Here is a 22,857-nt window from a genome sequence, read left to right as displayed (position 1 = left end):
CCATAAAAACAGCTGCCCAAAACATGCAAGGAATCGACTCATGATCCGTATGACCCTGTTGCCCCTGATGCTGGCCGGTACGCTGTGTCAGGCCGCCGAAACTGTGAAGGTCTATAACTGGTCGGACTACATTGCTCCCGACACGATGAAGAACTTCCAGCGTGATACCGGTATTGCGTTCAGCTATGACGTGTTCGACAGCAACGAGACGCTGGATGGCAAGTTGATGACGGGCTCATCGGGTTATGACGTGGTGTTCCCATCCAACCACTTCATGGCGCGGCAGATCCAGGGCAAGGCCCTGAAGAAACTCGACAAGAGCCAGTTGCCGAACTGGAAGAACCTCAATCCGGTGCTACTCAAGGCGCTGCAGGTCAATGATCCGGGCAACGAGCACGGGTTTCCCTACCTGTGGGGCAGTACCGGGATTGGCTACAACATCGCCAAGGTCAAGGCCGTGTTGGGTGACGATGCGCCGGTGGATTCCTGGGACTTGATCTTCAAGCCCGAAAATATGGAAAAGCTCAAATCCTGTGGTGTCGCGATTCTCGACAATGGCCCGGAAATCCTGCCTGCGGCGCTCAACTACCTGGGCTTGCCCCATCACAGCAAGAACCCCGCCGACTACAAAAAGGCTGAAGAGCTGCTGCTCAAGGTCCGCCCTTATATCAGCTATTTCCATTCATCGAAGTACACCAGTGACTTGGCCAACGGCAATATTTGCGTGGCAGTCGGCTTCTCGGGAGACATTCTGCAGGCCGAAACCCGGGCCAAAGAGGCCAATAATGGCGTGCAGATCGGCTATTCGATCCCCAAGGAAGGGGCTGCCATCTGGTTTGACATGGTTGCCATGCCCGCCGATGCTCCGGACGAAAAAGCCGCTTACAGCTTTATGAACTACCTGCTGCGCCCGGACGTGATGGCCGGTATCACCAACTATGTGCATTACGCCAATGGTAACGAGCAAGCCGATGCCTTGGTCAGCCCTGAAATCAAGGCTGACACCAAGGTCTACCCAACCCCTGCAATGATGGACAAGCTGTTTGCACTGGAAGCCATGCCGCTGAACATTGATCGCACCCGCACACGCGTGTGGACCACGATCAAGGCCGGCCGCTAATCAGCGCAGTGCTTGCGGGTTCACCAGGTTGGCCGGGCGCTCACCGGCCAATGCCGCCAGGAGGTTATCGACAGCGCAGCGCGCCATGGCTTCGCGAGTTTCGTGAGTGGCCGAACCGATGTGCGGGGTGGCCACCACGTTATCCAGCTTTAGCAAGGGCGAGGTCAGTTCCAGTGGCTCGCGTTCGAACACGTCGAGCCCGGCGCCCCGTATCTGGCCTTGCTGCAAGGCGTTGATCAGCGCCGCTTCGTCCACCACCTTGCCGCGAGAGATATTGATAAAGATGCTCTCGGGGCGCATCAAGGCAAATTGCTCAGCACCGATCAGGCCTTCGGTCTGGGCAGTCAGGGGCAGGGTCAGGCAGATAAAATCGGCTTGCTGCAATAACTCATCCAGGCTGCGGTACTGTGCGTTGAAGCGTGCCTCGACAGCGGGTTTGGGCGAGTTGCTGTGGTAAATCACCGGCATCCCGAAGCCAAAGTGCCCGCGCTGGGCCAGGGCTTCGCCAATACGGCCCATGCCGATAATACCCAGGGTTTTGCCATGCACGTCGGTGCCGAAATGCTCGGGGCCGACGTTTTTTTGCCATTGGCCATTACGCACCAGATTAGCCAGTTCCACCACGCGGCGGGCGCTGGCCAGCACCAGGGCAAAGCCGGTGTCGGCCGTGGTTTCGGTGAGCACGTCCGGGGTGTTGGTGAGCAGGACCTTGCGCTCGGTCAGGTAGTCGATGTCGTAGTTATCGACACCCACCGACACGCTGGCCACTGCCTCGAGCGTTGGCGCCAGATCCAGCAACTGCGCATCCAGTTTCAGGCTTGCTCCCAGTATGCCTTGCGCCTGGGGCAGGGCTGCCCGCAGTGTGTTCATGCCGTCGGCGTCCAGGCGCTCGATCAGGGTGACATTGGCGTGGGCTTCAAGGCGCTGCATCAGCGCCGGGGACAGTTCTTTGTAGAGCACGACATTCTTTTTCAAGGGAATCACCAACGTTGAATTCAAGAGTGGGCCAGGCGTTGCGAAGTACTGTGTTGCGGCGCTGCAGGATCTTTGGCAGCGGGTTTGAGCATCAATGTCAGCAGCACCGAAATCATCAGGGCACCGCTCATCAGCAGGAAGGAAGCGCCCGTTGAGCCGGTGGAGCTGTTCAGATAGCCAACCAGGTAAGAGCCGGCAAATGAGCCCAGCGCGCCCATGCTGTTAATCAGGGCCATGGCGCCACCGGCCACGTTGGAGGGCAGTATTTCCGGGATGATGGCGAAAAACGGGCCATAGGGTGCGTACATGCAGCCGCCGGCAATCACCAGCAACGCGTAGGACCACCAGAAGTGTTCGGCACCCAGCATGTAGGAACCATAGAAGGCGATGGAAGCGATCAGCAGCGGTGGCCAGACAAAGCGTTTGCGCTTTTGCAGTTTGTCCGAGCCCCATGACACCACCAGCATGGCGATGACTGCCGCCAGGTAGGGAAGGGCCGAAAGCCAACCGGCCTCGACCATGTCCATCTGTGCACCCTGCTTGAGAATCGACGGCAGCCACAGCACAAAGCCGTACACCCCGATGCTCCAGCAAAAGAACTGCATGGCCAGCAGGATAACGGCAGGTGAACGAAACGCGGCCGCGTAGTTTTTTACCGGCTTCATGCCCACTTGCTCGGCATCCAGCGCGCTTTGCAGGTCCAGCTTTTCCTGGTTGCTCAGCCATTTGGCTTCGCTTGGACGGTCATCGGCCAGACGCCACCAGATAAACGCCCAGAACACGGCGGGCAGGCCTTCGACGATAAACATCCAGCGCCAGCTGTAATGTTGCACCAGATAGCCCGAAACCACGGACATCCAGAGCATGGTCACCGGGTTGCCCAGGATCAGAAAAGTGTTGGCACGGGAGCGTTCGGCACGGGTGAACCAATGACACAGGTACACCAGCATCGCTGGCATCACGGCGGCTTCAACCACTCCGAGCATGAAGCGGATCACGATCAGCCAGTAGGCACTGGACACCACGCCGGTCAACGTGGCGAGGCTGCCCCAGAGGATCAGGCTGACAAAAATCAGTTTTTTGACGCTGTTTCTTTGCGCGTAAATCGCCCCGGGTACCTGAAAGAAGAAGTACCCGAGGAAGAACAGCGCGCCCAGCAGCGACGACAGGCCGGGCGTGATATTGAGGTCTTCGGCCATCCCGGAGGCAGCGGCGAAGCCATAGTTGGCACGGTCAAGGTACGCCAGGCTGTAGGTGATAAACACGATCGGCATGATGTACCACCAGCGACGGGCGGCGAGTTTTAGCGATTGCATGTGGGGTGCTCCTGAGCTTGTTTTTGTTTTTTCGCAGCAGGTGACGAGTCAAGTGAGTAACGGTGTTTAAAGGGACGCGGGCAGCGCGTTGTATTCGTTCAGTTCGGCACGGTTCGGCAAGCCTTCCATGTCGCCACGGCTCTGCACGGCACGACTGCCGATCCAGTTGGCTCGTTGTACGGCCTGGTCAAATCCGAGGTTTTCGAGCAGGGCACTGACCACGCCGACGGCAAAGCCATCACCGGCACCTACGGTGTCGATGACGTTGGCGACGGGCACAGCCGGGACAAACTGTTGATCCTGGGCCGTGCGATAGAACGCGCCTTTGGCTCCCAGCTTGATGATTACCGCTTCAGCACCTTGGTCGAGGTAGAACGCGGCAATATCAGCCGGATCGTCGTAACCGGTCAGTAACCGGCCTTCGCTCAAGCCCGGCAGCACCCAGTCGGCACTCGCGGCGAGGGCGTTGATATCGCGAATCATCTGTTGCTCGCTGGCCCACAGCGAAGGTCTCAGATTGGGGTCAAAGGACACGCTGTTGCCTGCGGCACGCATCGACTTCATCAACTCAAAGGACAATTCATTGCAGCTCGGCGAGAGTGCAGGGGGAATGCCGGTGGCGTGCAAGTGCCTGGCACTGAGCAACTGCGGGTTGAGTGCAGAGCTGCTCAGGTGGCTGGCGGCCGAGCCGCGGCGGAAGTATTCGACCTGCGGGTCGCTGCCATCATCGACGCGGGACTTGAGCTGAAAGCCTGTGGGGTGCTGCGGATCGATCTCGACGTGCTGACAATCCAGACCTTCGGCTTGCAGCGTTTTGAGTACAAAGCGCCCCAGGGAGTCGGCGCCTACGCGGCTCAGCCAGGCGACATTGAAACCCAGGCGGGCAAGGCCAATGGCTACGTTGCTGTCCGCCCCGGCGATACGCTTGTGGAACTGCTCAACCTGCGCCAGATCGCCTGTGTGGTCGGCGACCAGCATGGCCATGGTTTCGCCAAACGACAACACATCCACCTTAGACATGGCTCAGCTCCTGTTGCTTTTGGCTCAAGCGCGCCAGCACGGCAACATGCTCTTGGGTCAGTCCTTCGAGATCTGCGCCCTGCAGCGGATATTCAATGGCCCGTGTCAGGCCGTGGGGCATGTGGGTCATCAGGTGTTGCCACTGTTGCAAGTCGATGGCGGTCGGCGGCGTAGCGACCAGCTTGCCGTCCGGGCGCCGGACCACGCCTTTACAGTGCAGGTAGGTGACGTATCGGCCCAGCAGGCGGGCGGCGGTGCTGGCCGACTGATCCTGCCACTGCCAGTTGCCGATATCGAACGTCATGCTGATGGGCGCTTGTTGCTGCTCAACCTGATCGAAAAAGCGCTGCATGGGTTCAATGCGGCCGCCGTAAGAGGTCTGGTCGTTTTCCACCAGCAGACGCACCGGTTGCTGGTTGAGGCAGGCTGCGAGGTTTTGTAAGTCACAGTGTTCGGTGAAGTAGCCCAACGACACTTTCAGCCATTGGGCGCCGAACGCGTGGGCCCGCTTCAGGGTGGCCAGCAGTTGGGTATTGGGTCGTGACTGGCCGGCTTCCCACAGTTCCAGTGGCGAGGAGAATACGCACTCCAGCCCCAGTTGCTGTACGGACCGGCTGAAGGCGAGTGGATCCTCTGTGGTCAGCAGTTCTTCGCGCAGTTCGATGCGGGACACGCCCGCATTGGCCAGCAATTCAATGAAGCTGTCTTGTCCGCGCTGGCGAACCAGATCGGCGCCGTAGCTCGACAGGCTGATGGAAACGGGGAATGTAGTCATTGTTATTAATCTCTGAAACCGGTTTCATTTTATTGTGCGTTAAACGGCTGGGGACCGGTTCAAGGGTTACCAGCCGCTAACGTGTCAGGCCGTCAGGGGTTGTGTTGAGCCGCGAATAATCAGTTGCGCTGGAAAATCCAGCGCTCGGGCCGGTGACGTATCACCGCCCAGGCGTTTGAGCAGGCAGTCAAAAGCACTTGCGCCAATCTGTTGCGTGGGCTGGGCCAGGGCGGTGATGCCGCTGCCCACCAACGGGAACCACTCCAGGTCATCGAGGGCAATCAGGCCCACATCTTCGAACAAGCGGCAGCTCAACTCGCGTAACACCTGGGTGCACGCCAGCGCGGCGAGGCCGTTGGCGCAAAAAATCGCTTTGGGGCCGTGGCCGGGTGTTTGCAGGAAAGTCTGGAGGTCGGCGCGCAGGCCCGGGCCGGTTTTAACCACGGCGCCGCGCAGGGCAGGGCGTGCAGCCAGTTGCCCGGTAAAACTGTTGATACGTTCGGTCCTCGAGCTCGTGCCATCAACCGGCTCGCTGACCAGCAGCACGTCGCGATAACCCTGCTGCTCAAGATGCTCCAGTGCCATGCGCACTGCTTCGGGGTTGTCGAGGCCGACCAGATCCGTGTGCAGTTGCTCGACTTTGCGATCGATCAGCACGATGGGCATTTCTTGATGCAGTTCTTTTAGCGCGTCAGGGTCATGGCCAAGGGTGTTAAGGATCAGGCCCTCGATATTGTAGGAGCGCAGTGCTGCCAGATGTTGGCGCTCCTGCTCGTCATTACGGTCGGTGTTACAGACCACCAAGTTGTAACCGTGCAAACGGCAGGCGGTTTCGACGCCGTGCATGATCGCAATTGAATAGGGGTTGCGAATATCGGCCACCAGCATCCCGATCAGCCGGGTGCGACCACGCTTCAGGCCTCGGGCCATTTGATTGGGCCGATAGCCCAAATCGTTGATTGCCCGCTCGATACGCTCGGCAATGGCTTCGGACAGCAAGGCGCGGTCTTCGCCAATAAAGCGCGACACGCTGGCCTTGGATACGCCGGCCCGCTGGGCAACATCGAGCATGGTCACGCGGGTGCGCTGGGCTGCTGAAAAACTGTTCACGGCCTGAAACCTTTTATTTGAGTTATCGCAGGCGGTTTCGCATTAGGTAGCTGAAACCGGTTTCAGGAGACCTCAAATCCCCCGGCCTCGTCAAGCCCAACGTTCAGGTTCTTGTGGTCGGTGACGAGGCCCGAGGCGGCGATTACACCGCCGTACTGCCCTGGTAATAACAAGTGTTTAATAGCGGATAGCGACGCTTAGTTATCCGTGGGCGACACTTTTCATAATGACTTCGGTATGTAATGCGTGGGTTTTTAATTGGATGATGACTGTTATTCAACTATAAACAAGCTCTACGACCAGAACGAATGAGTCGTTGATTTATTTAAACTAATTGTCGCGGACCGGGCAGTCAGTATTTGATCGTCGCCGGGATAAAAAAATACTTCCCGTGTAATGCTCAATGGTTACGGCCATATGCACAATTGTTGTTAGTTGCTCGCAAAATAGTACTGGACTGGATGTTTTAATATGTGTCAGTTTCTGCCGGCCATATAACGGCGAGTGATAGGACGATCTCGCCAAGGGGTCGTCGATGTCTGTCAAAACTTTCTGCTGCTAAACAAGGAAATGTTTAAATGTCGAAACTTAAAGAGAAATCGGCACTGTCTGTCGGCCAGCCCCAGGCGGCAACTGTCAGCAGTTCCGTCTTCACTCAAATTGATAACTTCAGTCATTTCTATGATCGTTGCAATCATCTGGTCAATGGCAAACCTTCGTTCACCGTCGACCAGGCGGCCGATCAACTGACCCGTTCCGGCGCCAGTTGGCATGACCTGAACGGCGATGGCGTGATCAACCTCACGTACACCTTCCTGACAGCGCCACCTGTTGGGTACGCCACCCGCGGGCTGGGGACCTTCAGCCAGTTCTCCGCATTGCAGAAGGAACAGGCCAAGCTGTCGCTGGAATCCTGGGCAGACGTGGCCAAAGTGACCTTCACCGAGGGCCCGGCAGCCCGCGGGGACGACGGTCACATGACCTTCGCCAATTTCAGTGCAAGCAACGGCGGTGCGGCGTTTGCCTATCTGCCAAACAGTGCGCGCAAAGGCGAGTCGTGGTACCTGATCAACAAGGACTATGACGTCAACAAAACCCCGGGCGAAGGCAATTACGGTCGCCAGACCCTGACCCACGAAATCGGCCACACCCTCGGGCTGTCGCACCCCGGCGACTACAACGCCGGTAATGGCAACCCGACTTACCGCGACGCGGTCTATGGCGAAGACACTCGTGCGTACAGCGTCATGAGCTACTGGAGTGAAAGCAATACCGGCCAGCATTTCACCAATAGCGGCGAAGGTGCCTATGCATCGGCTCCGTTACTGGATGACATTGCTGCGGTGCAAAAACTCTACGGCGCCAACCTTGAAACCCGTGCCGACGACACCGTCTACGGCTTCAACGCCACGGCGGACCGGGACTTCTACAGCGCCACATCAGCCAGCTCCAAGCTGATTTTTGCAGTGTGGGACGGCGGCGGTAATGACACCCTGGACTTCTCCGGCTTCACTCAAAACCAGAAGATCAACCTGACAGCAGGTTCGTTCTCTGACGTGGGCGGGATGACCGGCAACGTGTCTATTGCACAGGGCGTAACGGTCGAAAACGCCATTGGCGGCTCGGGCAATGACCTGCTGATTGGCAACAGTGCAGACAACGTGCTCAAGGGTGGGGCCGGCAACGACGTGCTCTACGGCGGTGGCGGTGCTGATACTCTCTGGGGTGGTACCGGTGCTGATGTGTTTGTGTTTGGCGCGGTGTCAGACTCTGCGCCCAATGCCGCCGATACCCTCATGGACTTCCAGTCCGGCATCGACAAAATCGACGTCTCGGCCATCACCAAACTGGCCGGGCTGAACTTTGTCGACGCCTTCACCGGGCGTGCCGGGGAAGCGATTGTGAGCTATGACAAAGCCAGCAATCAGGGCCACTTTGCGGTGGATTTCAGCGGCCATGCGGTCGCTGATTTCTTGGTGAGCACCGTGGGTCAAGTGGCAACGTACGACATCGTCGCGTAAGCCTGCCGGCATAGGAGCAGCGCGCAAGCGCTGCTTTCAGGGGTCCTGAAGACATGAACTGCAGGCTAATCGAATTTTTCAAGGTGATGGGGTGCATAGCCGCATTGCTGACCTTTTCTACAGAGAGCGCCATGGCCAATTCCTTGCTGCTGCTGAGCCCCGCACAACTGGCGGGCAACTGGACGTTTTATCCGCAGGACGATGTCGATCAAGCCTGTACGGTACGGCTGATTGCCGAAAACAGGGCCTTCAGCCCTGAAGTGAAATGTTTGCAAACCTGGTTGGACGAAGTACCGACAAGTTGGTCGCCGACCCCGGACGGCTTATTCCTGATAGGCAAGGACGGTACAGATATAGTGCATATGAACCGTATTGAACCGGGGCACTATGAAGTGCAACTTGGCGCTCAAAAAATATTGGTGATGGTGCGCGCGAATATCTAAGGGGTATCAAGGCGCAACTTCTGGGGTAAAGGGCTTGGTGGGTAACCACCCGGTGCAGCGCGCGGGTGTCTGTGGGTTTTATGCGTGCAGGTACGCAATGTTTTTATCTATCAAGGAAGAGTCATGAAGCGGCTGAAGAACAGTCCCGTCGCCCCCTTGTTGCAAGCGCTGGGTGACTATAAAAGCATCTTGATCAGCGTGGGGTGTTTTACGGCGTTGATCAATATATTGATGCTGGTGCCGTCCATTTACATGCTTCAGGTATATGACCGGGTGTTGTCCTCGCAAAACACGACAACGCTGGCCATGTTGTCATTGATGGTGGTGGGTTTTTTCATCTTTATCGGGCTGCTTGAAACGGTGCGCAGTTTTATTGTGATCCGTATCGGCAGCCAATTGGAGCGCCGCTTTAACCAGCAGGTGTACCGCGCCGCCTTCGAGCGCAATTTGTTCAGCGGTCAGGCCCATGCCGGCCAGGCGCTGGGGGATTTGACCCTGATCCGCCAATTTGTCACAGGCCCTGCGCTGTTCGCCTTCTTTGATGCACCGTGGTTTCCCATCTATCTGTTGGTGATTTTTTTGTTCAACACCTGGCTCGGGGTGTTGGCGACCGCCGGTGCGCTGTTGCTGGTAGGGCTGGCCTGTGTCAACGAGGTGATGACGCGTAAATCCCTGGGCCTGGCCAGTGTGTACTCGCAGCAGTCCAGCCAATTGGCCACCAGCCATCTGCACAATGCCGAGACTATTCAGGCCATGGGCATGCTGGGGGTGTTGCGCAAACGCTGGTTCAACCTGCATTCGCGATTTCTGGCCGAGCAAAACAAGGCCAGCGACACCGGGGCCGTCATCGGTTCGGTGAGCAAGACCTTGCGTCTGTGCCTGCAATCACTGGTGCTGGGCCTGGGGGCCTTGCTGGTGATTCAGGGCGACATGAGTGCCGGGATGATGATTGCCGGTTCGATTTTGATGGGCCGTGTGCTGAGCCCCATCGACCAACTGATTGCTGTGTGGAAGCAATGGAGTTCGGCCCGGCTGGCCTATCAGCGGCTGGACAGTCTGTTGCGCGAGCATCCGGCCAGTGAGGACAACATGGCGTTGCCGGCCCCCCGGGGACAGGTGAGCTTTGAGCAGGTCAGCGCCGCGCCGCCGGGCCAGCGCCTGCCCACGTTGCATCAGATCAGTTTCAGCCTCAATGCCGGCGAGGTGCTGGGCGTGCTGGGCGCATCGGGCTGCGGCAAGTCGACCCTGGCGCGGGTGTTGGTGGGCGTGTGGCCGACCCTGGCTGGCACGGTGCGTCTGGACGGCGCGGATATCCATCAGTGGAATCGCGATCAACTGGGGCCGCATATCGGCTATCTGCCCCAGGACATCGAGTTGTTCAGCGGCAGCATTGCCGAAAATATGGCCCGTTTCCGTGACAGCGACCCGCAGCAGGTGGTCGCAGCGGCGCAGCAGGCCGGGGTGCACGAGATGATTTTGCGCCTGCCCCAAGGTTACGACACGGTGCTGGGGGACGAGGGCAGTGGCTTGTCGGGCGGGCAAAAGCAGCGCGTGGCACTGGCCCGGGCCTTGTACGGCAGGCCGAGCCTGGTGGTGCTCGACGAGCCCAACTCCAACCTCGATGCCGTGGGTGACGCTGCGCTGACCCGGGCAATTGCCCAGCTCAAGGGGCAGGGCTGCACGGTGATACTGGTGACCCATCGTTCATCATCCCTGGCCCAGACCGACAAACTGCTGGTGCTCAATGAAGGCCGTACCCAGGTCTTCGGGCCCAGTGCCGAGGTGCTCAAGGCGTTGTCCGGGGCACAGCAACAACACGCCGGCGCACAGACGGCGCCCGCCAGTACCCATCGCCAGAGTGCCGACGTATGAGCAAGGAAGCTCCCATCATGAGTGATGACCATCAGCCACAACGCGGGGCCGGGTTTTACGTCCGGGCAGGTTGGGTGCTGACTATTCTCGGCGCCGGAAGTTTTTTTGTGTGGGCCAGCCTCGCGCCGCTGGATGAGGGCATTCCCGTTCAGGGCACCGTGGTGGTGTCGGGCAAGCGCAAGGCCGTGCAGTCGTTGGGGCCGGGGGTGGTGAGCCAGATTCTGGTACGCGAAGGGCAGACGGTGCATCAAGGAGAACCACTGTTTCGACTGGACCCGACGCAGGTCGAGGCCGATGTGCAATCGCTGCGTGCGCAGTACCGCATGGCCTGGGCCAGTCAGGCCCGCTGGCAAAGTGAGCGCGACAACCTTGGCCGGGTGAGTTTTGCGCCGCAGTTGAGTGACGACCCTGATCCGCGACTGGCTTTGGTGCTCGAAGGACAGCAACAGTTGTTTAGCAGCCGGCGTGAGGCCTTTGCCCGTGAGCAGGCCGGGCTGAAGGCCAGCATCGAAGGCGCCACGCAACAGTTGGCGGGCATGCGCCGGGCCCGGGGTGATCAACTGGCTCAGGCCGATTCCCTGCGTCAGCAACTGAGCAATCTGCGGCCACTGGCTGACAACGGCTATATCCCGCGTAACCGGCTGATGGAGTACGAACGCCAGCTGTCGCAGATACAACAGGATCTGGCGCAGAACGTCGGCGAAAGCGGGCGCATCGAGCAGGTCATTCTGGAGTCTCGGCTCAAACTGGCACAGCGCATTGACGAGTATCAGAAGGAAGTGCGCACCCAACTGGCCGAGGCCCAACTCAAAACCCTGACCCTTGAGCAGCAACTGGCTTCGGCCAGCTTTGATCTGCAACACAGCGAAATCCATGCGCCAGCGGACGGTATTGCGGTCAATTTGGGGGTACACACCGAGGGGGCGGTGGTCCGGGCCGGGGAAACCCTGCTGGAAATCGTGCCCCAGGACGCGCGCCTGGAAGTCGAAGGGCGCCTGCCGGTGAACCTGGTCGACCGGGTGGGCAGCGAGTTGCCCGTGGACATTCTATTTACGGCGTTCAATCAGAGCCGAACCCCGCGGGTGTCCGGGGCGGTGAGCCTGGTCTCGGCAGACCAGTTGCTCGATGAAAAAACCGGCATGCCGTACTACGTGCTGCGCAGCACGGTCAGTGATCAGGCGCTGGAAAAACTCAACGGGCTGGTGATCAAACCCGGCATGCCGGCCGAGATGTTCGTACGCACGGGTGAGCGCTCGCTGCTCAACTACTTGTTTAAACCGCTGCTGGATCGCGCAGGTTCTGCGCTGACTGAGCGTTAGGATGCTGCGACCTATGGAAAGAGCTTCACGGTTGGGCCTCACGCTTGCGCTGTGGCTCGGGGTCACGGCCAGTGCACAGGCAATGGGGCTGTTTGAGGTGTACGAAGAGGCGTTGCGCAATGATCCGCAGTTCCTGGGTGCAATCCAGGAGCGCGACGCAGGCCTTGAAAGCCGGGTCATTGGCCGCGCCGGGCTGCTGCCCAAGCTGTCCTACAACTACAACAAGGGGCGCAACAACTCCAAAGCCACCTACCTCAACGAGCGCGGCAACACCCACGATGACCGCAACTACAACAGTTATGGCTCGACCTTTATGGTGCAACAGCCGCTGATCGACTACGAGGCGTACGCCAATTACCGTAAGGGCGTAGCCCAGGCGCTGTTTGCAGATGAGGTCTTTCGCAGCAAAAGCCAGGAATTGCTCGTGCGGGTGCTGACGTACTACACCCAGGCCCTGTTTGCGCAGGATCAGATCGACATCGCTCAAGCCAAGAAAAAAGCCTACGAGCAGCAGTTTCAGCAGAACGAGCACCTGTTTCGCCAAGGGGAAGGGACGCGCACCGACATTCTGGAAGCCGAGTCGCGTTACGAGTTGGCCACCGCAGAAGAGATCCAGGCCTTTGATGAGCAAGATGCCGCGTTGCGTGAGCTGGGCGCCCTGATGGGGGTGGCAGTACTGGGTATCGAGCAGTTGACGCCGCTGGCCCGCAGTTTCAATTCATTGCCGCTGGAACCTGCGAACTTTTCGACCTGGCATGCCATGGCCCTGGCCAACAACCCGGTGCTCGCCTCGCAGCGTGAGGCACTGGAGGTCGCAAGGTACGAAGTGGAGCGAAACCGGGCAGGGCATCTGCCCAAGCTCAACGCCTATGCGAGTGTGCGCAAGATGGAGTCCGAGAGCGGCAATACCTACAACCAGCGCTACGACACCAACACCATCGGCATTGAAGTCAGCCTGCCCCTGTACTCGGGGGGCGGGGTGTCGGCGTCGGTGCGTCAGGCCGGCAGCAACTTGGCCCAGGCGGAATATGAACTGGAGGGCAAGACACGGGAAACCCTGATTGAGCTCAGACGTCAATTTAACGCGTGTCTGTCCGGGGGCAGCAAGTTGCGGGCCTATCAGAAAGCCCTGGTCTCAGCCGAGGCGCTGGTGGTTTCGACCCGGCAAAGCATTCTGGGCGGCGAGCGGGTCAACCTGGATGCGTTGAACGCCGAGCAGCAGCTTTACAGCACGCGGCGCGACCTGGCCCAGACCCGTTACGACTACCTGCTGGCGTGGACCAAATTGCACTTCTACGCAGGCACCTTGCGTGAACAGGACCTGGCACGGGTCGACGAGGCTTTTGTGGAGCGCTAGTTTTATCAACGAGGAGAGTAAAACCATGGCGATTTTTGACTACATGGATGTGGGATCAAACGTTTCAACGGCTCTCGTTAAAGATGCACTGGCTATCACGCTTTACAGCTATCACAACCTCGACAACGGCTTTGCCGTGGGCTACCAGAAAAACGGCATGGGCACCGGGCTCCCCGCTACGCTGGTCAAAGCTGTGGTCGGCGGCACCGATTCACAGGGGGTGGTGCCGGGGATTCCCTGGAACCCGGACTCGGAAAAACTCGCCCGCGAAACCGTGGAAAAAGCCGGCTGGGTCCCGATAAGCGCCGAGCAACTGGGTTACGCAGGCAAGGTTGATCAGCGCGGCACCTTCTTCGGTGAAAAAGCCGGCTATGGCACGGCTCAAGTGGAGATCCTGGGTAAATACGGTGCCGATGGCCAGCTGACGTCCATTGGCATCGGGTTTCGCGGCACCAGCGGGCCACGGGAGTCGCTGATCACGGACTCCATTGGCGATGCCATCAGCGATGTGCTGGCCGCTGTCGGACCTGGGGATTACGCCAAAAACTACAGCGCCAATGCCTTCGACTCGCTACTGGGAAAAGTGGCCGCCTTTGCCGGCGCCCAGGGGTTGGCGGGCAAGGACGTGCTGGTCAGTGGCCATAGCCTGGGCGGACTGGCGGTCAATAGTCTGGCCGATCTGAGCGGCGATCACTGGTCGGGGTTCTATCGCGATGCGAATTACATTGCCTTCGCTTCTCCCACCCAGAGTGAAACCACGTCCAGTGTGCTAAATATCGGCTATGAGAACGATCCGGTATTCCGTGCTCTGGATGGCTCGGACTTCAACCTGTCGTCCTTGGGGGTACACGACGCGCATCAGCCGTCTGCCACCAACAACATCGTGAGCTTCAACGATCACTACGCCTCCACTGCGTGGAACCTCATGCCCTTTTCGATCGCCAATGTTTCGACCTGGATCACCCATTTGCCCAGTGGTTACGACAGCGGGATGAAGCGGATTCTCGACTCGGCGTTCTATGACCTGACGGGCAAGGACTCGACCGTCGTGGTTGCCAACCTGTCGAACCCTGCACGGGAAAACACCTGGGTTCAGGACCTGAATCGCAACGCCGAGCCCCACAAGGGCAGTACGTTCATTATTGGCAGCGACGGCAACGACCTGATTCAGGGCGGCCGCGGCAATGACTTCCTGGAAGGGCGTGAGGGCAATGACACTTTCAGGGACAGTGGTGGCTATAACATCATTCTGGGCGGTAAAGGCATCAATACCCTGGACCTGCAACAGGCCATGAATCGCGTGGAAGTGGTCAATGACGGGCACGGCACCCTCTATGTGCGTGATGAACACGGCGGGCTCAGCATTGCCCGGGATATCAGCCTGTTGTCCACGCAAGAGCCGGGCTGGCTGGGGATGAGCAAAACCGTGGTCCATCGGGTTGCCGATGACGGCTTGTGGGCCGGCAATAGCCGCAGTGACTACACCGGCTCGGTGAAGGCAGGGGCCGGGGACAGCACGCTCAAGGCCGGTGAGCACGGCGACTGGCTACTGGGGCAGGGCGGCAACGATCATCTGATCGGTTCGCGGGGCAATGATGTGTTTATCGGTGGCGCGGGCAATGACTTGCTGGAGTCGGGGGGCGGGATCAATACCTTCGTCTTTAGCGGGTATTTCGGGAACGACACGCTGCTGGGTTATCAGGCGACCGACACCCTGCTGTTTCTGGGGGTTGATGGCGGTTATAACGCCGACTACCGGGCCCATGCCAGTGCATCGGGGCACGACACCGTCCTGAGTTTTGGCAATGACTCGGTGACGCTAGTCGGCGTTGGGCTGGCCTCGCTGGCGGGCAACGACATTGTGATTGCTTGAGGCGGGGCCGGCTGCACCTTTGCAGCCGGCCCTTGCTTTCACACCCTGAACTGGCGCAGCAACCCATTGAGTTGCACGCTCAATTCCTTGAGGTGGGCACTGGCGGCGCTCGACTGCTCTGCCGCCTGGGCGGTGCCCTGGGATAGCTCGGCGGCCTGGGTCACGTTCTGGTTGATGTCTTCCACCACGTGGGCCTGCTGCAAGGTGGCACTGGCTATGGAGGCATTGAGATCGTTGAGATTGCTCAGCGCATGGCCAATGCTGGTCAGGCTTTGTCCCGCCTGGGTCGCCTGTTCGATGGTTAGCGCAGAGGCCCGGCTGCTGCTGCCGATCACAGTGACCGCGGCTTCGGAATGCTTCTGCAAGCCTTCGATCATGGTCTGGATTTCAGCCGTGGATTTTTGCGTGCGCTGGGCCAGCAGTCGAACTTCATCAGCCACAACCGCAAAACCACGACCCTGCTCGCCTGCACGAGCCGCTTCGATTGCTGCGTTGAGCGCCAGCAGGTTGGTTTGCTCGGCAATCGAACGGATCACTTCAAGTACGCTGCCAATCTCGCTGCTTTGCGTGGCCAGGGTCCGGATCACTTCCACTGCCTGATTGATGGTGCCGGACAGTTGGTCGATCTGTTGCAGGCTGCTGTCGATGTTTTGCTGGCCAAGCTCGGCTTGGGACTGGGCGCCACGCATCTCACTGGCGGCGTGTTCGGCGTTTTTAGCCACTTCTTGCACGGCGTACGTCACTTCGTTGATGGCCGTGGCGACCTGATCCATTTGCAGGGCCTGCTGCTGGCTGCGCTGCTGGGCGTCGGTCGCGTCATTGCCCAGCTCAGTGGAGGACTGCTCCAGTGCAGTGGCAGTGGACTGCAGATGGCTGATCACATTGCGCAGTTTGGCGGTAAAGGCATTGAAATGCTGAGCCAGGAGGGTGACTTCATCTCGGCCGTGGGTATCGAGGCTACGGGTCAGGTCGCTTTCGCCACTGGCAATATTGGCCATGGCCTGAACGGCCTCTTGCAAAGGTCGTACTATGCTGCGGGCAATCAGGGTGACCAGCAGCGCCATGATCAGCGCTATGCCAAGACCCGCCCAACTGGCTTTCCAGGCCTGAGCGCGAAACTCGGCCTGCATATCGTCTATATAGACACCAGAACCAATGACCCAACCCCAAGGCTCGAACAGCTGCACATAGGAGGTTTTCTGCACCGGTGCCTCGGCGCCGGGTTTTGGCCAGCGATAGTCGACCATGCCCGCGCCTCTAGTTTTGGCCAGATTTGCCATTTCGTTAAAAATCCCGAAGCCGTCAGGGTCCTTGATGGCCGACAGGTCTTTGCCGTCGAGCTTGGGGTTGGTGGGGTGCATGACCATGTAAGGGCGCAGGTCGTTGATCCAGAAATAGTCGTCATTGTCGTAACGCAGTTTGCTGATAACGCTCAGAGCCTGTTGTTGGGCGGCTTCACGGCTCAAACTGCCGGCCGTTTCCAGCCCCTGGTAGTAACTGAGCACGCCACTGACGGCCTGCACCACATGTTGGGTCTTCTGGGCTTTGCCTTCATACAAATCGTCATGTATCTGCTTTAGCATCAACAAGCCCAACGCCAGCAGCATCGCCATTGCAACGATCAGAATCAGCCATAAACGTCGACTGATGGACAACCCGCGCAGGGTATTCATAAAGGGTGACTCCTTGTTTTTCTTTTTGTGGTGTTTCGTAGAACAACTTTTTTCAGACTTGCCTGTCAGACGAAACCGAAGTCATGTCATAGCAGCGAAAGTAGAACGTGTCTGATAGGATCTCGGCCGAAATTGGCAAAGCTTCATCTTTATTGATTTCTGACAGTTTTTTCACACCGTTCCGGGGAACATCCCGCACCTGAAATCGACTTCAGGGCAGCGGTGGCAAACACTAAATCAAGACTAATCAGCTCTGCATGAGGCAGGGCTTTATGGGGGAATAATGGATCTTTGGACTGCCGCTCAGGCGTTGATACTTGGCGTCGTTGAGGGCTTGACGGAGTTTTTGCCGATCTCGAGCACCGGCCACCAGATTATTGTGGCCGACTTGCTGAACTTCGGCGGCGAGCGGGCGATGGCGTTCAACATCATCATCCAGCTGGGCGCCATTTTGGCTGTGGTCTGGGAATTTCGTCGCAAGATCATCGACGTTGTCGTCGGTTTGCCCACTAAACCAGAGGCTCGCCGCTTTACCACCAACCTGATCATTGCCGTGATGCCTGCGGTGGTGTTGGGGGTGATTTTTGCCGATGTGATTCACGAGTACCTGTTCAACCCGATTACCGTTGCCACGGCCTTGGTGGTAGGTGGTGTGATCATGTTGTGGGCTGAACGTCGCCAGCACGTGATTCGTGTGGAAACAGTGGACGACATGAACTGGAAAGACGCGGTCAAAATCGGCTTTGCGCAATGCCTGGCGATGATTCCCGGTACTTCGCGCTCTGGCTCGACCATTATTGGCGGCCTGCTGTTTGGCTTGTCGCGCAAGGCGGCGACCGAGTTTTCATTCTTCCTGGCCATGCCAACCATGGTCGGTGCAGCGGTGTACTCGGGCTACAAATACCGTCATCTGTTCCAGCCTGACGACTTGCCGGTGTTCGCGATTGGTTTTGTGACCTCGTTTATCTTCGCCATGATCGCGGTACGGGCATTGCTGAAGTTTATTTCGAACCACAGTTATGCCGTGTTCGCCTGGTATCGCATTGCGTTTGGCCTGCTGATTCTGGCCACGTGGCAGTTCGGCTGGATCGACTGGTCAGCGGCTTCCGCGTGAAAAACAAGGTTAAGGATCGGCGCGAATCAGCCGGCATGCGTGAGCCCAAGGGCGCCTCGATTCGTGGTGTGAAGCTCAAGCTGCTGGTATTGGCGTTGCTCTGTGCGTTGCCGCTGGGCGGTTCGGTGAACCTGCTGTTCTCCGGGGGCAGCCGCATGCCCTTGCTGGCTTACACAGTTGCCAGCCTCGTGGCGTTTGGCCTTTATTGGTACGACAAGCAGCAGGCCAGGACTGGCCAGTGGCGCACCCCGGAAAACGTCCTGCACGGGGTTGAGCTGCTGGGCGGGTGGCCGGGAGCCTTGGTGGCGCAACAGGTGTTTCGCCACAAAACCCGCAAGGTGTCTTACCAGGTATTTTTCTGGCTGATCGTGGCTTTGCACCAGGTGATCTGGATTGACGTTCTGTTCGTGAAAATGACCTTTGCGAACCTGTAGCGACTAAAGCAACAAGCCGATCTGACGTTTTTTGGCCAGTTTGCTGACCACCAATTGATGGGAGCGGCGTAACAGGTCTTGCAGTTCTGCAGCGCCCATCGGGTAGGGCGCTTGCATGTTGATCCAGAACGCCCGCGCCAGATACGGCGACGGGCGTATGCCAGGACGGTCGACATACCCCAGAAACAACTCTTTCTCGACCTTGAACGAGAGCCCGTCACGGTTCAGGTTGAACAGGGCAAACATCTTGCTCTCGTCAACATAAAACACCTGAACACCTCCCCATTTCACGTCTTCCTTGACGCCCGGCAGGCTGCGGCAGAATTCTGCTACGTCATGTTTGGTCATCTGGGTCATAGCAGTTTGTCTCCACAGCTTTCAAATGACTCGACCAAGTGGTCGATCCAGGCCCTGACGGCAGGCATCACGCCGCGTCGATGGGGGTATACCGCATGCAGCCAGCCACCTGGAAGTGTCCATGAGGGCAAGATCTGAACCAGCTGCCCGTCTTGCAGTTCCTTTTCGCAATACATCATGGGCAGTACCGTAAAGCCCAGGCCGGACAGGGTACAGGCTTTGCGCACGACAAAATCGTCGATACCCAAACGCGCTTCGAGAACCAGGTTACAGGCCTTGCCCTGTTCATCGAGCATGCGCAAATGAACCATGCGATCCGCCTCAAGCGCCCCCAGCAGCGGGACGTTTTTCAAGTCTTCGGGGCTCTCGACAGGCCACTGACGGGCAAACTCGGGGCTAGCCACCATCACGGTGCGGGCCTGACGCAGGCGTCGCGTGACCAGCAACGGGTCTTCATCGCCTTCTTCGCGAACACGCAAGGCGACGTCAATGCCTTCAGTGACCAGATCGACGCGCCGGTTAAGCAGGCTGACTTCCAGTTGCACAAGAGGGTAGGCCTGCAGAAATGAGCTGATTACGCTGGGCATGAATTCATGTGCCAGGCCCACAGGACACGTCACGCGCAAGCGTCCCCGTGGCTCGCTGGACATACTGGCGACGGCCTCATCGGCCATTTCGGCCTCAAGCAACATGGCCTGGCAATGGCGCAGGTAGCGTTCACCCACCGCCGTAAGCTTGAGTTGACGTGTCGTACGCTGCAGCAGGCGGGCGCCAAGGCGCTCTTCAAGCTCGGCCACCCGGCGCGACAAGCGTGACTTTGGAATCCCCAGCAGCCGACCCGCCGCGGCAAAGCCACCGGCTTCGACCACCTTGGCGAAGTAATACAGGTCGGAAAGATTCCTAGCGGTACCATCTGTCAATGGCATAAAAAAACTCGCATGCTCAATGTGTTAATCTCTTTTTATGGCTTGACGACTTGTCAAATGCGACGCTCTAAAGTCGCTCGCATTTCGACTTCGTATCCAAGGTATCCACCCAGTAAAAAAAAGCTATTAAGGGCGCGAAAATGCTGCCGGCCATTTTACTCCTTCAATTGTCCAGAAAGGCTCGGGAATGTTCGTCGGCACGCTTCGGGTTGACGTTATGAACGATTGCATGGGGTCAATGAGGTAACTAAGTCCGGACGTAAACCCGGTGTTTACTGATCAATGCGGCAGCGGCCTCAAGCGCATAAATGACGTCAGCAGCGAAAGCTCTATATCATGGTTTGCAGTGTTCACTGCCGAATATCCATGCGTTGGCTACACAAGGATCCTAGGCGCGACAATACCGCCGCAACCGCGAGGTGTAGCCTCCAAGTCTCTTTGCGGGCTGGCACAATCCTGAGGCCTTTTAGCTCAATGACCACCCCAGAATTTTTGTAATTCTCAGACTCACCCAAGGGTTGCTCCTTCAATTCTTTGCTCACAAGCCACATGTGAAACCCGCTCCCTCTTTTAGAAGCACGGGATTCGGAGCGGGATTCAGGCTTGGAAGATGACATCGAATGAGTCGGAGGAGCGGGCGCGTGACAGGCCGATAATTAAGCCGCCATATTCCCTTGGCAGATCAGTCTTAACATTCAGCGCTTCGGTAGAAAATGAGCTGCAGTGGATTTATCAATATGAGAAGTCTGAAGGAGCGGGCTTCCTTTACTGCCATTCGAATGTCTATCTCGGCGTTTGCCATATTCGGTTAACAGTTGAAGTCGGAATGCCAAGCGCGTCAGACGTTTCTTTCTGCGTCATCCCTTGTTCCCGGCAACGAAGCACAGCCTCTATTTTTTCGAGAGAAGAACGTTGTCCAGCCTTGCTGGGCACAAGTGAGCCATCAACGAATTGCTCGGGCATGCTTTTCACAACCCCTAGATCGATGAGACCTTTTATCTCTGCGCGTATACGTTCGAGAGCTTCATCGAGAGACAGATTTCTGTCAAAACATGATGCGAGCAAAAGTAGAGCCAATGGATTGACGCTCAGTGCTGAGGAGATCGTATTCAGCATATCGAGGGTTGTGCCAGTCTTGGCGTTCTCGAGATTGTATAGATGCTTGGGATCAATTTGATCTTGAAGATCTTCCTTCGAAAGGCCGCGAGCAGATCGAACTAGTCGGAGTATTGCCGCCAGCGATTCCCTCTTGATCATGGCTAATCCTCAAAAGCGAGGATAAGGCCATATTGATGAGTCCCATGCCATGGAATATAATGCCCGATATGGGATCTGAGTCCGGATAGATGCGTGTGAGAAAGTAAATCCCCAGATGGCGCAAAACGACGGATCACGTTGCTCCCTTGTGCGATTGCAGTCGGTTAATCAATTCGCTATCACTGGTGGAGATTCTGGATGAAATTTTTAAATGGCACATTTTCACTCCAGCGTGATCAGTAACCGAATTGAAACTTTAGCCATAAATTGACAGCGTAGATGATCTTATTAAGGAGGGAGATTTTGAACATTCACTTACTGCCTGACCTCCACCTTGAGTTCCAGGATTTCTCGCCCGCTAAGCATGATGTGGATGTCGTCGTGTTGGCTGGGGACATCGATCTATTGGCCAGGGGGGTGGAATGGGCAAACAAAAATTTTCGTTGCCCGGTGGTATACGTCGCGGGAAATCATGAGTTCTACAAAGGCCACCTCGACCGAACCTTGGGAAAATGGGGGCTAATGCGCATACGCATGTCCACGTTCTAGTGAACGATTAAGTGGTCATCGATGGAGTTAGGTTTCTGGGTACAAGAGGCTGGACTGATTTCGGTTCAACCGGCGACGTGACTGCTGCGCTTCATAGCGCCCAAGGATCCATGAACGACTATAGGCAGATCAGGACTGGAACTCTGTACCGGCGAGTAAAGCCAATCGAAATCCTGAACAGGTCGGAATTTGCGAAACGGTGGTTCCTCGCCCAACTGTCTACAAAGTATCAAGGCAAGACGGTTGTTGTAACGCACCATGCACCATCACCTGAACGTGCTCCTAGAATTAAATATGAGATGGGGCATCTAGCTGCTGCCTGCGTCAATGATTGGAAAGAATTTGGAGAGCTCGACATAGACCTGTGGATTCACGGCCACGCGCATGTTGCCTATTACAAATCCATCAGCGGTATTCCGCATGTATCAAATCCACGCGGCCATCCGTTTGAAAACACCGGATTCATATCTGATTTAGTGCTCACGATTTGACTATCAACGGAGCGTCAAAAAGCGGTTACCTAGGAGTGCTTTGTGTTTAGAACAAGCGAGAGTCAACTGAAAGGCAGATTCAAAATGCCCGATGGAAATCTTTTGTTGTGGAAGTCTATTGATCTCAGTCATAACCAGTATTCCCTCTTGGTAGAAGGGGTCGGTCTTGTTGATGGATGCATTGGGCCAAACATGCGCCTCGTCAGCGATGCAGAAGCAGTTAACGACCTATGCAATACAGGTGATCTTGGGTTTCTCGGGGTAACAAAAATTTATCTACTTTCTCCCCCGTGGATGAACAGACAAGGACAACATCTGCTGGAGCCCCTTACTGAAATCAAATTGCAGAGTGCTGACAAAGAACCACCGATCTACGAATTCGTGACCATGACGGGTCAGACCTATACCAGTGTCTGCGAACATTCATCGATCTGAGGTTTTCATGGTTACGTTAGAAGAAATCTCGCAGCTGCTTTACGGCGCAGGCGAGGAGATGCCTGGCTGGCAAGGCACTGAAGATGAGCTGATTGCGTTGTCCGCAAAAATCTTCCCGGGGAAAGCATTTTGCGTAGTACGGCAATGGAATTTGATCGACCTTACGGCTAACTCAGATGAAAAAGAAAAGCTCACCGGGCTCGGGCTGCTTCCCATGACGCTATTCGCTCATGACATAGTCCTAGACAGTAAAGGTCGTTTCCAGCCTGCCATGTGGGTACGCAGTAACTTCGGCAAATCCTTCACTGAAGGCTGCATGTTTGAAACCAAGAGTACCGTCTACCTCCTTTGGGGATCGGGCCTTAGAAAAGAGGCCAGTATGGGTGCTGCTTTTTCCATGAAAGCCGGTTAGCAATGACC

The 22,857-nt window shown here is 57.3% G+C and carries 22 protein-coding genes; 13 read left to right on the top strand and 9 right to left on the bottom strand.

Going from position 1 to position 22,857, the window contains the following annotated elements; all coding sequences use genetic code 11:
• The first annotated feature begins 40 nt into the window (after nt 1-40).
• Nucleotides 41-1,120 (top strand): polyamine ABC transporter substrate-binding protein, encoded by a 1,080-nt coding sequence (locus RGV06_RS02845; RefSeq protein ID WP_048361711.1) that lies wholly within the window; start codon nt 41-43, stop codon nt 1,118-1,120.
• Here the strand turns inward: RGV06_RS02845 and RGV06_RS02840 are convergent, their stop codons facing one another.
• The 5 genes from RGV06_RS02840 to RGV06_RS02820 form a co-directional block, all read right to left on the bottom strand.
• Nucleotides 1,121-2,095: an NAD(P)-dependent oxidoreductase gene (locus RGV06_RS02840; RefSeq protein ID WP_037031806.1), complete on the bottom strand. Its 975-nt coding sequence runs from the start codon at nt 2,093-2,095 to the stop codon at nt 1,121-1,123.
• Nucleotides 2,096-2,115: 20 nt separating this feature from the next.
• The gene (locus RGV06_RS02835; RefSeq protein WP_019822857.1) at nt 2,116-3,411 is read right to left on the bottom strand and encodes an MFS transporter; all 1,296 of its coding nucleotides are present in this window, start codon (nt 3,409-3,411) and stop codon (nt 2,116-2,118) included.
• A gap of 66 nt (nt 3,412-3,477) precedes the next feature.
• Nucleotides 3,478-4,431, bottom strand: coding sequence for a sugar kinase (locus RGV06_RS02830; protein ID WP_322149335.1), 954 nt, complete (start codon nt 4,429-4,431; stop codon nt 3,478-3,480).
• A complete protein-coding gene (locus tag RGV06_RS02825; RefSeq protein WP_046810081.1) occupies nt 4,424-5,206 on the bottom strand; it encodes a sugar phosphate isomerase/epimerase family protein in 783 nt (260 codons plus the stop codon). The genes RGV06_RS02830 and RGV06_RS02825 overlap by 8 nt, the downstream gene beginning before the upstream one ends.
• 84 nt (nt 5,207-5,290) lie before the next feature.
• Nucleotides 5,291-6,316, bottom strand: coding sequence for a LacI family DNA-binding transcriptional regulator (locus RGV06_RS02820; protein ID WP_322149334.1), 1,026 nt, complete (start codon nt 6,314-6,316; stop codon nt 5,291-5,293).
• A 578-nt stretch (nt 6,317-6,894) separates the two neighbouring features.
• Here RGV06_RS02820 and RGV06_RS02815 point away from each other — a divergent pair.
• From RGV06_RS02815 to RGV06_RS02790, 6 genes are all read left to right on the top strand, one after another.
• Nucleotides 6,895-8,337: a serralysin family metalloprotease gene (locus tag RGV06_RS02815; RefSeq protein ID WP_322149333.1), complete on the top strand. Its 1,443-nt coding sequence runs from the start codon at nt 6,895-6,897 to the stop codon at nt 8,335-8,337.
• A gap of 131 nt (nt 8,338-8,468) precedes the next feature.
• Complete coding sequence (locus RGV06_RS02810; protein ID WP_322149332.1) at nt 8,469-8,780, top strand: AprI/Inh family metalloprotease inhibitor; 312 nt, start codon at nt 8,469-8,471, stop codon at nt 8,778-8,780.
• Between the two features lie 123 nt (nt 8,781-8,903).
• Entirely contained in the window at nt 8,904-10,652 is a 1,749-nt protein-coding gene (locus tag RGV06_RS02805) for a type I secretion system permease/ATPase (RefSeq protein ID WP_416194547.1), read from the top strand.
• Between the two features lie 17 nt (nt 10,653-10,669).
• The gene (locus RGV06_RS02800) at nt 10,670-11,971 is read left to right on the top strand and encodes an HlyD family type I secretion periplasmic adaptor subunit (RefSeq protein ID WP_416194546.1); all 1,302 of its coding nucleotides are present in this window, start codon (nt 10,670-10,672) and stop codon (nt 11,969-11,971) included.
• Between the two features lie 13 nt (nt 11,972-11,984).
• Nucleotides 11,985-13,328: a TolC family outer membrane protein gene (locus RGV06_RS02795; RefSeq protein WP_416194545.1), complete on the top strand. Its 1,344-nt coding sequence runs from the start codon at nt 11,985-11,987 to the stop codon at nt 13,326-13,328.
• Between the two features lie 25 nt (nt 13,329-13,353).
• Nucleotides 13,354-15,201, top strand: coding sequence for a polyurethanase (locus tag RGV06_RS02790; protein WP_322149329.1), 1,848 nt, complete (start codon nt 13,354-13,356; stop codon nt 15,199-15,201).
• Nucleotides 15,202-15,239: 38 nt separating this feature from the next.
• Here RGV06_RS02790 and RGV06_RS02785 read toward each other — a convergent pair whose 3' ends face one another.
• Complete coding sequence (locus RGV06_RS02785) at nt 15,240-16,874, bottom strand: methyl-accepting chemotaxis protein (RefSeq protein WP_048352098.1); 1,635 nt, start codon at nt 16,872-16,874, stop codon at nt 15,240-15,242.
• A 283-nt stretch (nt 16,875-17,157) separates the two neighbouring features.
• Here RGV06_RS02785 and RGV06_RS02780 point away from each other — a divergent pair, with 283 nt between their 5' ends.
• Together RGV06_RS02780 and RGV06_RS02775 are read left to right on the top strand one after the other, a co-directional pair.
• On the top strand, nt 17,158-17,988 hold the full coding sequence (locus RGV06_RS02780) for an undecaprenyl-diphosphate phosphatase (RefSeq protein ID WP_019822847.1): 831 nt from the start codon (nt 17,158-17,160) through the stop codon (nt 17,986-17,988).
• Nucleotides 17,989-18,023: 35 nt separating this feature from the next.
• Nucleotides 18,024-18,422: a DUF1294 domain-containing protein gene (locus tag RGV06_RS02775; RefSeq protein WP_048352163.1), complete on the top strand. Its 399-nt coding sequence runs from the start codon at nt 18,024-18,026 to the stop codon at nt 18,420-18,422.
• A 3-nt stretch (nt 18,423-18,425) separates the two neighbouring features.
• Here the strand turns inward: RGV06_RS02775 and RGV06_RS02770 are convergent, their stop codons facing one another.
• From RGV06_RS02770 to RGV06_RS02760, 3 genes are all read right to left on the bottom strand, one after another.
• Nucleotides 18,426-18,770, bottom strand: coding sequence for an MmcQ/YjbR family DNA-binding protein (locus RGV06_RS02770; protein WP_046810097.1), 345 nt, complete (start codon nt 18,768-18,770; stop codon nt 18,426-18,428).
• A 5-nt stretch (nt 18,771-18,775) separates the two neighbouring features.
• Complete coding sequence (locus tag RGV06_RS02765; RefSeq protein WP_322149327.1) at nt 18,776-19,705, bottom strand: LysR substrate-binding domain-containing protein; 930 nt, start codon at nt 19,703-19,705, stop codon at nt 18,776-18,778.
• A 783-nt stretch (nt 19,706-20,488) separates the two neighbouring features.
• Nucleotides 20,489-20,962, bottom strand: a complete 474-nt coding sequence (locus tag RGV06_RS02760; RefSeq protein ID WP_322149326.1) for a helix-turn-helix domain-containing protein — start codon at nt 20,960-20,962, stop codon at nt 20,489-20,491.
• Between the two features lie 279 nt (nt 20,963-21,241).
• Between RGV06_RS02760 and RGV06_RS02755 the strand changes: the two genes are divergently transcribed.
• The 4 genes from RGV06_RS02755 to RGV06_RS02740 are packed head-to-tail and all read left to right on the top strand — an operon-like array spanning nt 21,242 to nt 22,849.
• Nucleotides 21,242-21,511 carry a metallophosphoesterase gene (locus RGV06_RS02755; protein ID WP_322149325.1) on the top strand — a complete coding sequence of 90 codons (270 nt, stop codon included), beginning with the start codon at nt 21,242-21,244 and terminating at the stop codon, nt 21,509-21,511.
• Between the two features lie 11 nt (nt 21,512-21,522).
• Nucleotides 21,523-22,002: a hypothetical protein gene (locus RGV06_RS02750; RefSeq protein WP_322149324.1), complete on the top strand. Its 480-nt coding sequence runs from the start codon at nt 21,523-21,525 to the stop codon at nt 22,000-22,002.
• Nucleotides 22,003-22,044: 42 nt separating this feature from the next.
• Nucleotides 22,045-22,437 carry a hypothetical protein gene (locus RGV06_RS02745; protein ID WP_322149323.1) on the top strand — a complete coding sequence of 131 codons (393 nt, stop codon included), beginning with the start codon at nt 22,045-22,047 and terminating at the stop codon, nt 22,435-22,437.
• 7 nt (nt 22,438-22,444) lie between these two features.
• Nucleotides 22,445-22,849: a DUF6957 family protein gene (locus tag RGV06_RS02740; protein ID WP_322149322.1), complete on the top strand. Its 405-nt coding sequence runs from the start codon at nt 22,445-22,447 to the stop codon at nt 22,847-22,849.
• The last annotated feature ends 8 nt before the right edge of the window (nt 22,850-22,857 follow it).

The organism is Pseudomonas sp. CCI3.1 (assembly GCF_034313985.1).
Classification (GTDB): Bacteria; Pseudomonadota; Gammaproteobacteria; order Pseudomonadales; family Pseudomonadaceae; genus Aquipseudomonas; species Aquipseudomonas psychrophila.
Note: the sequence above shows the minus strand (reverse complement) of the source record. Positions and strands in the feature narration are given on the sequence as shown.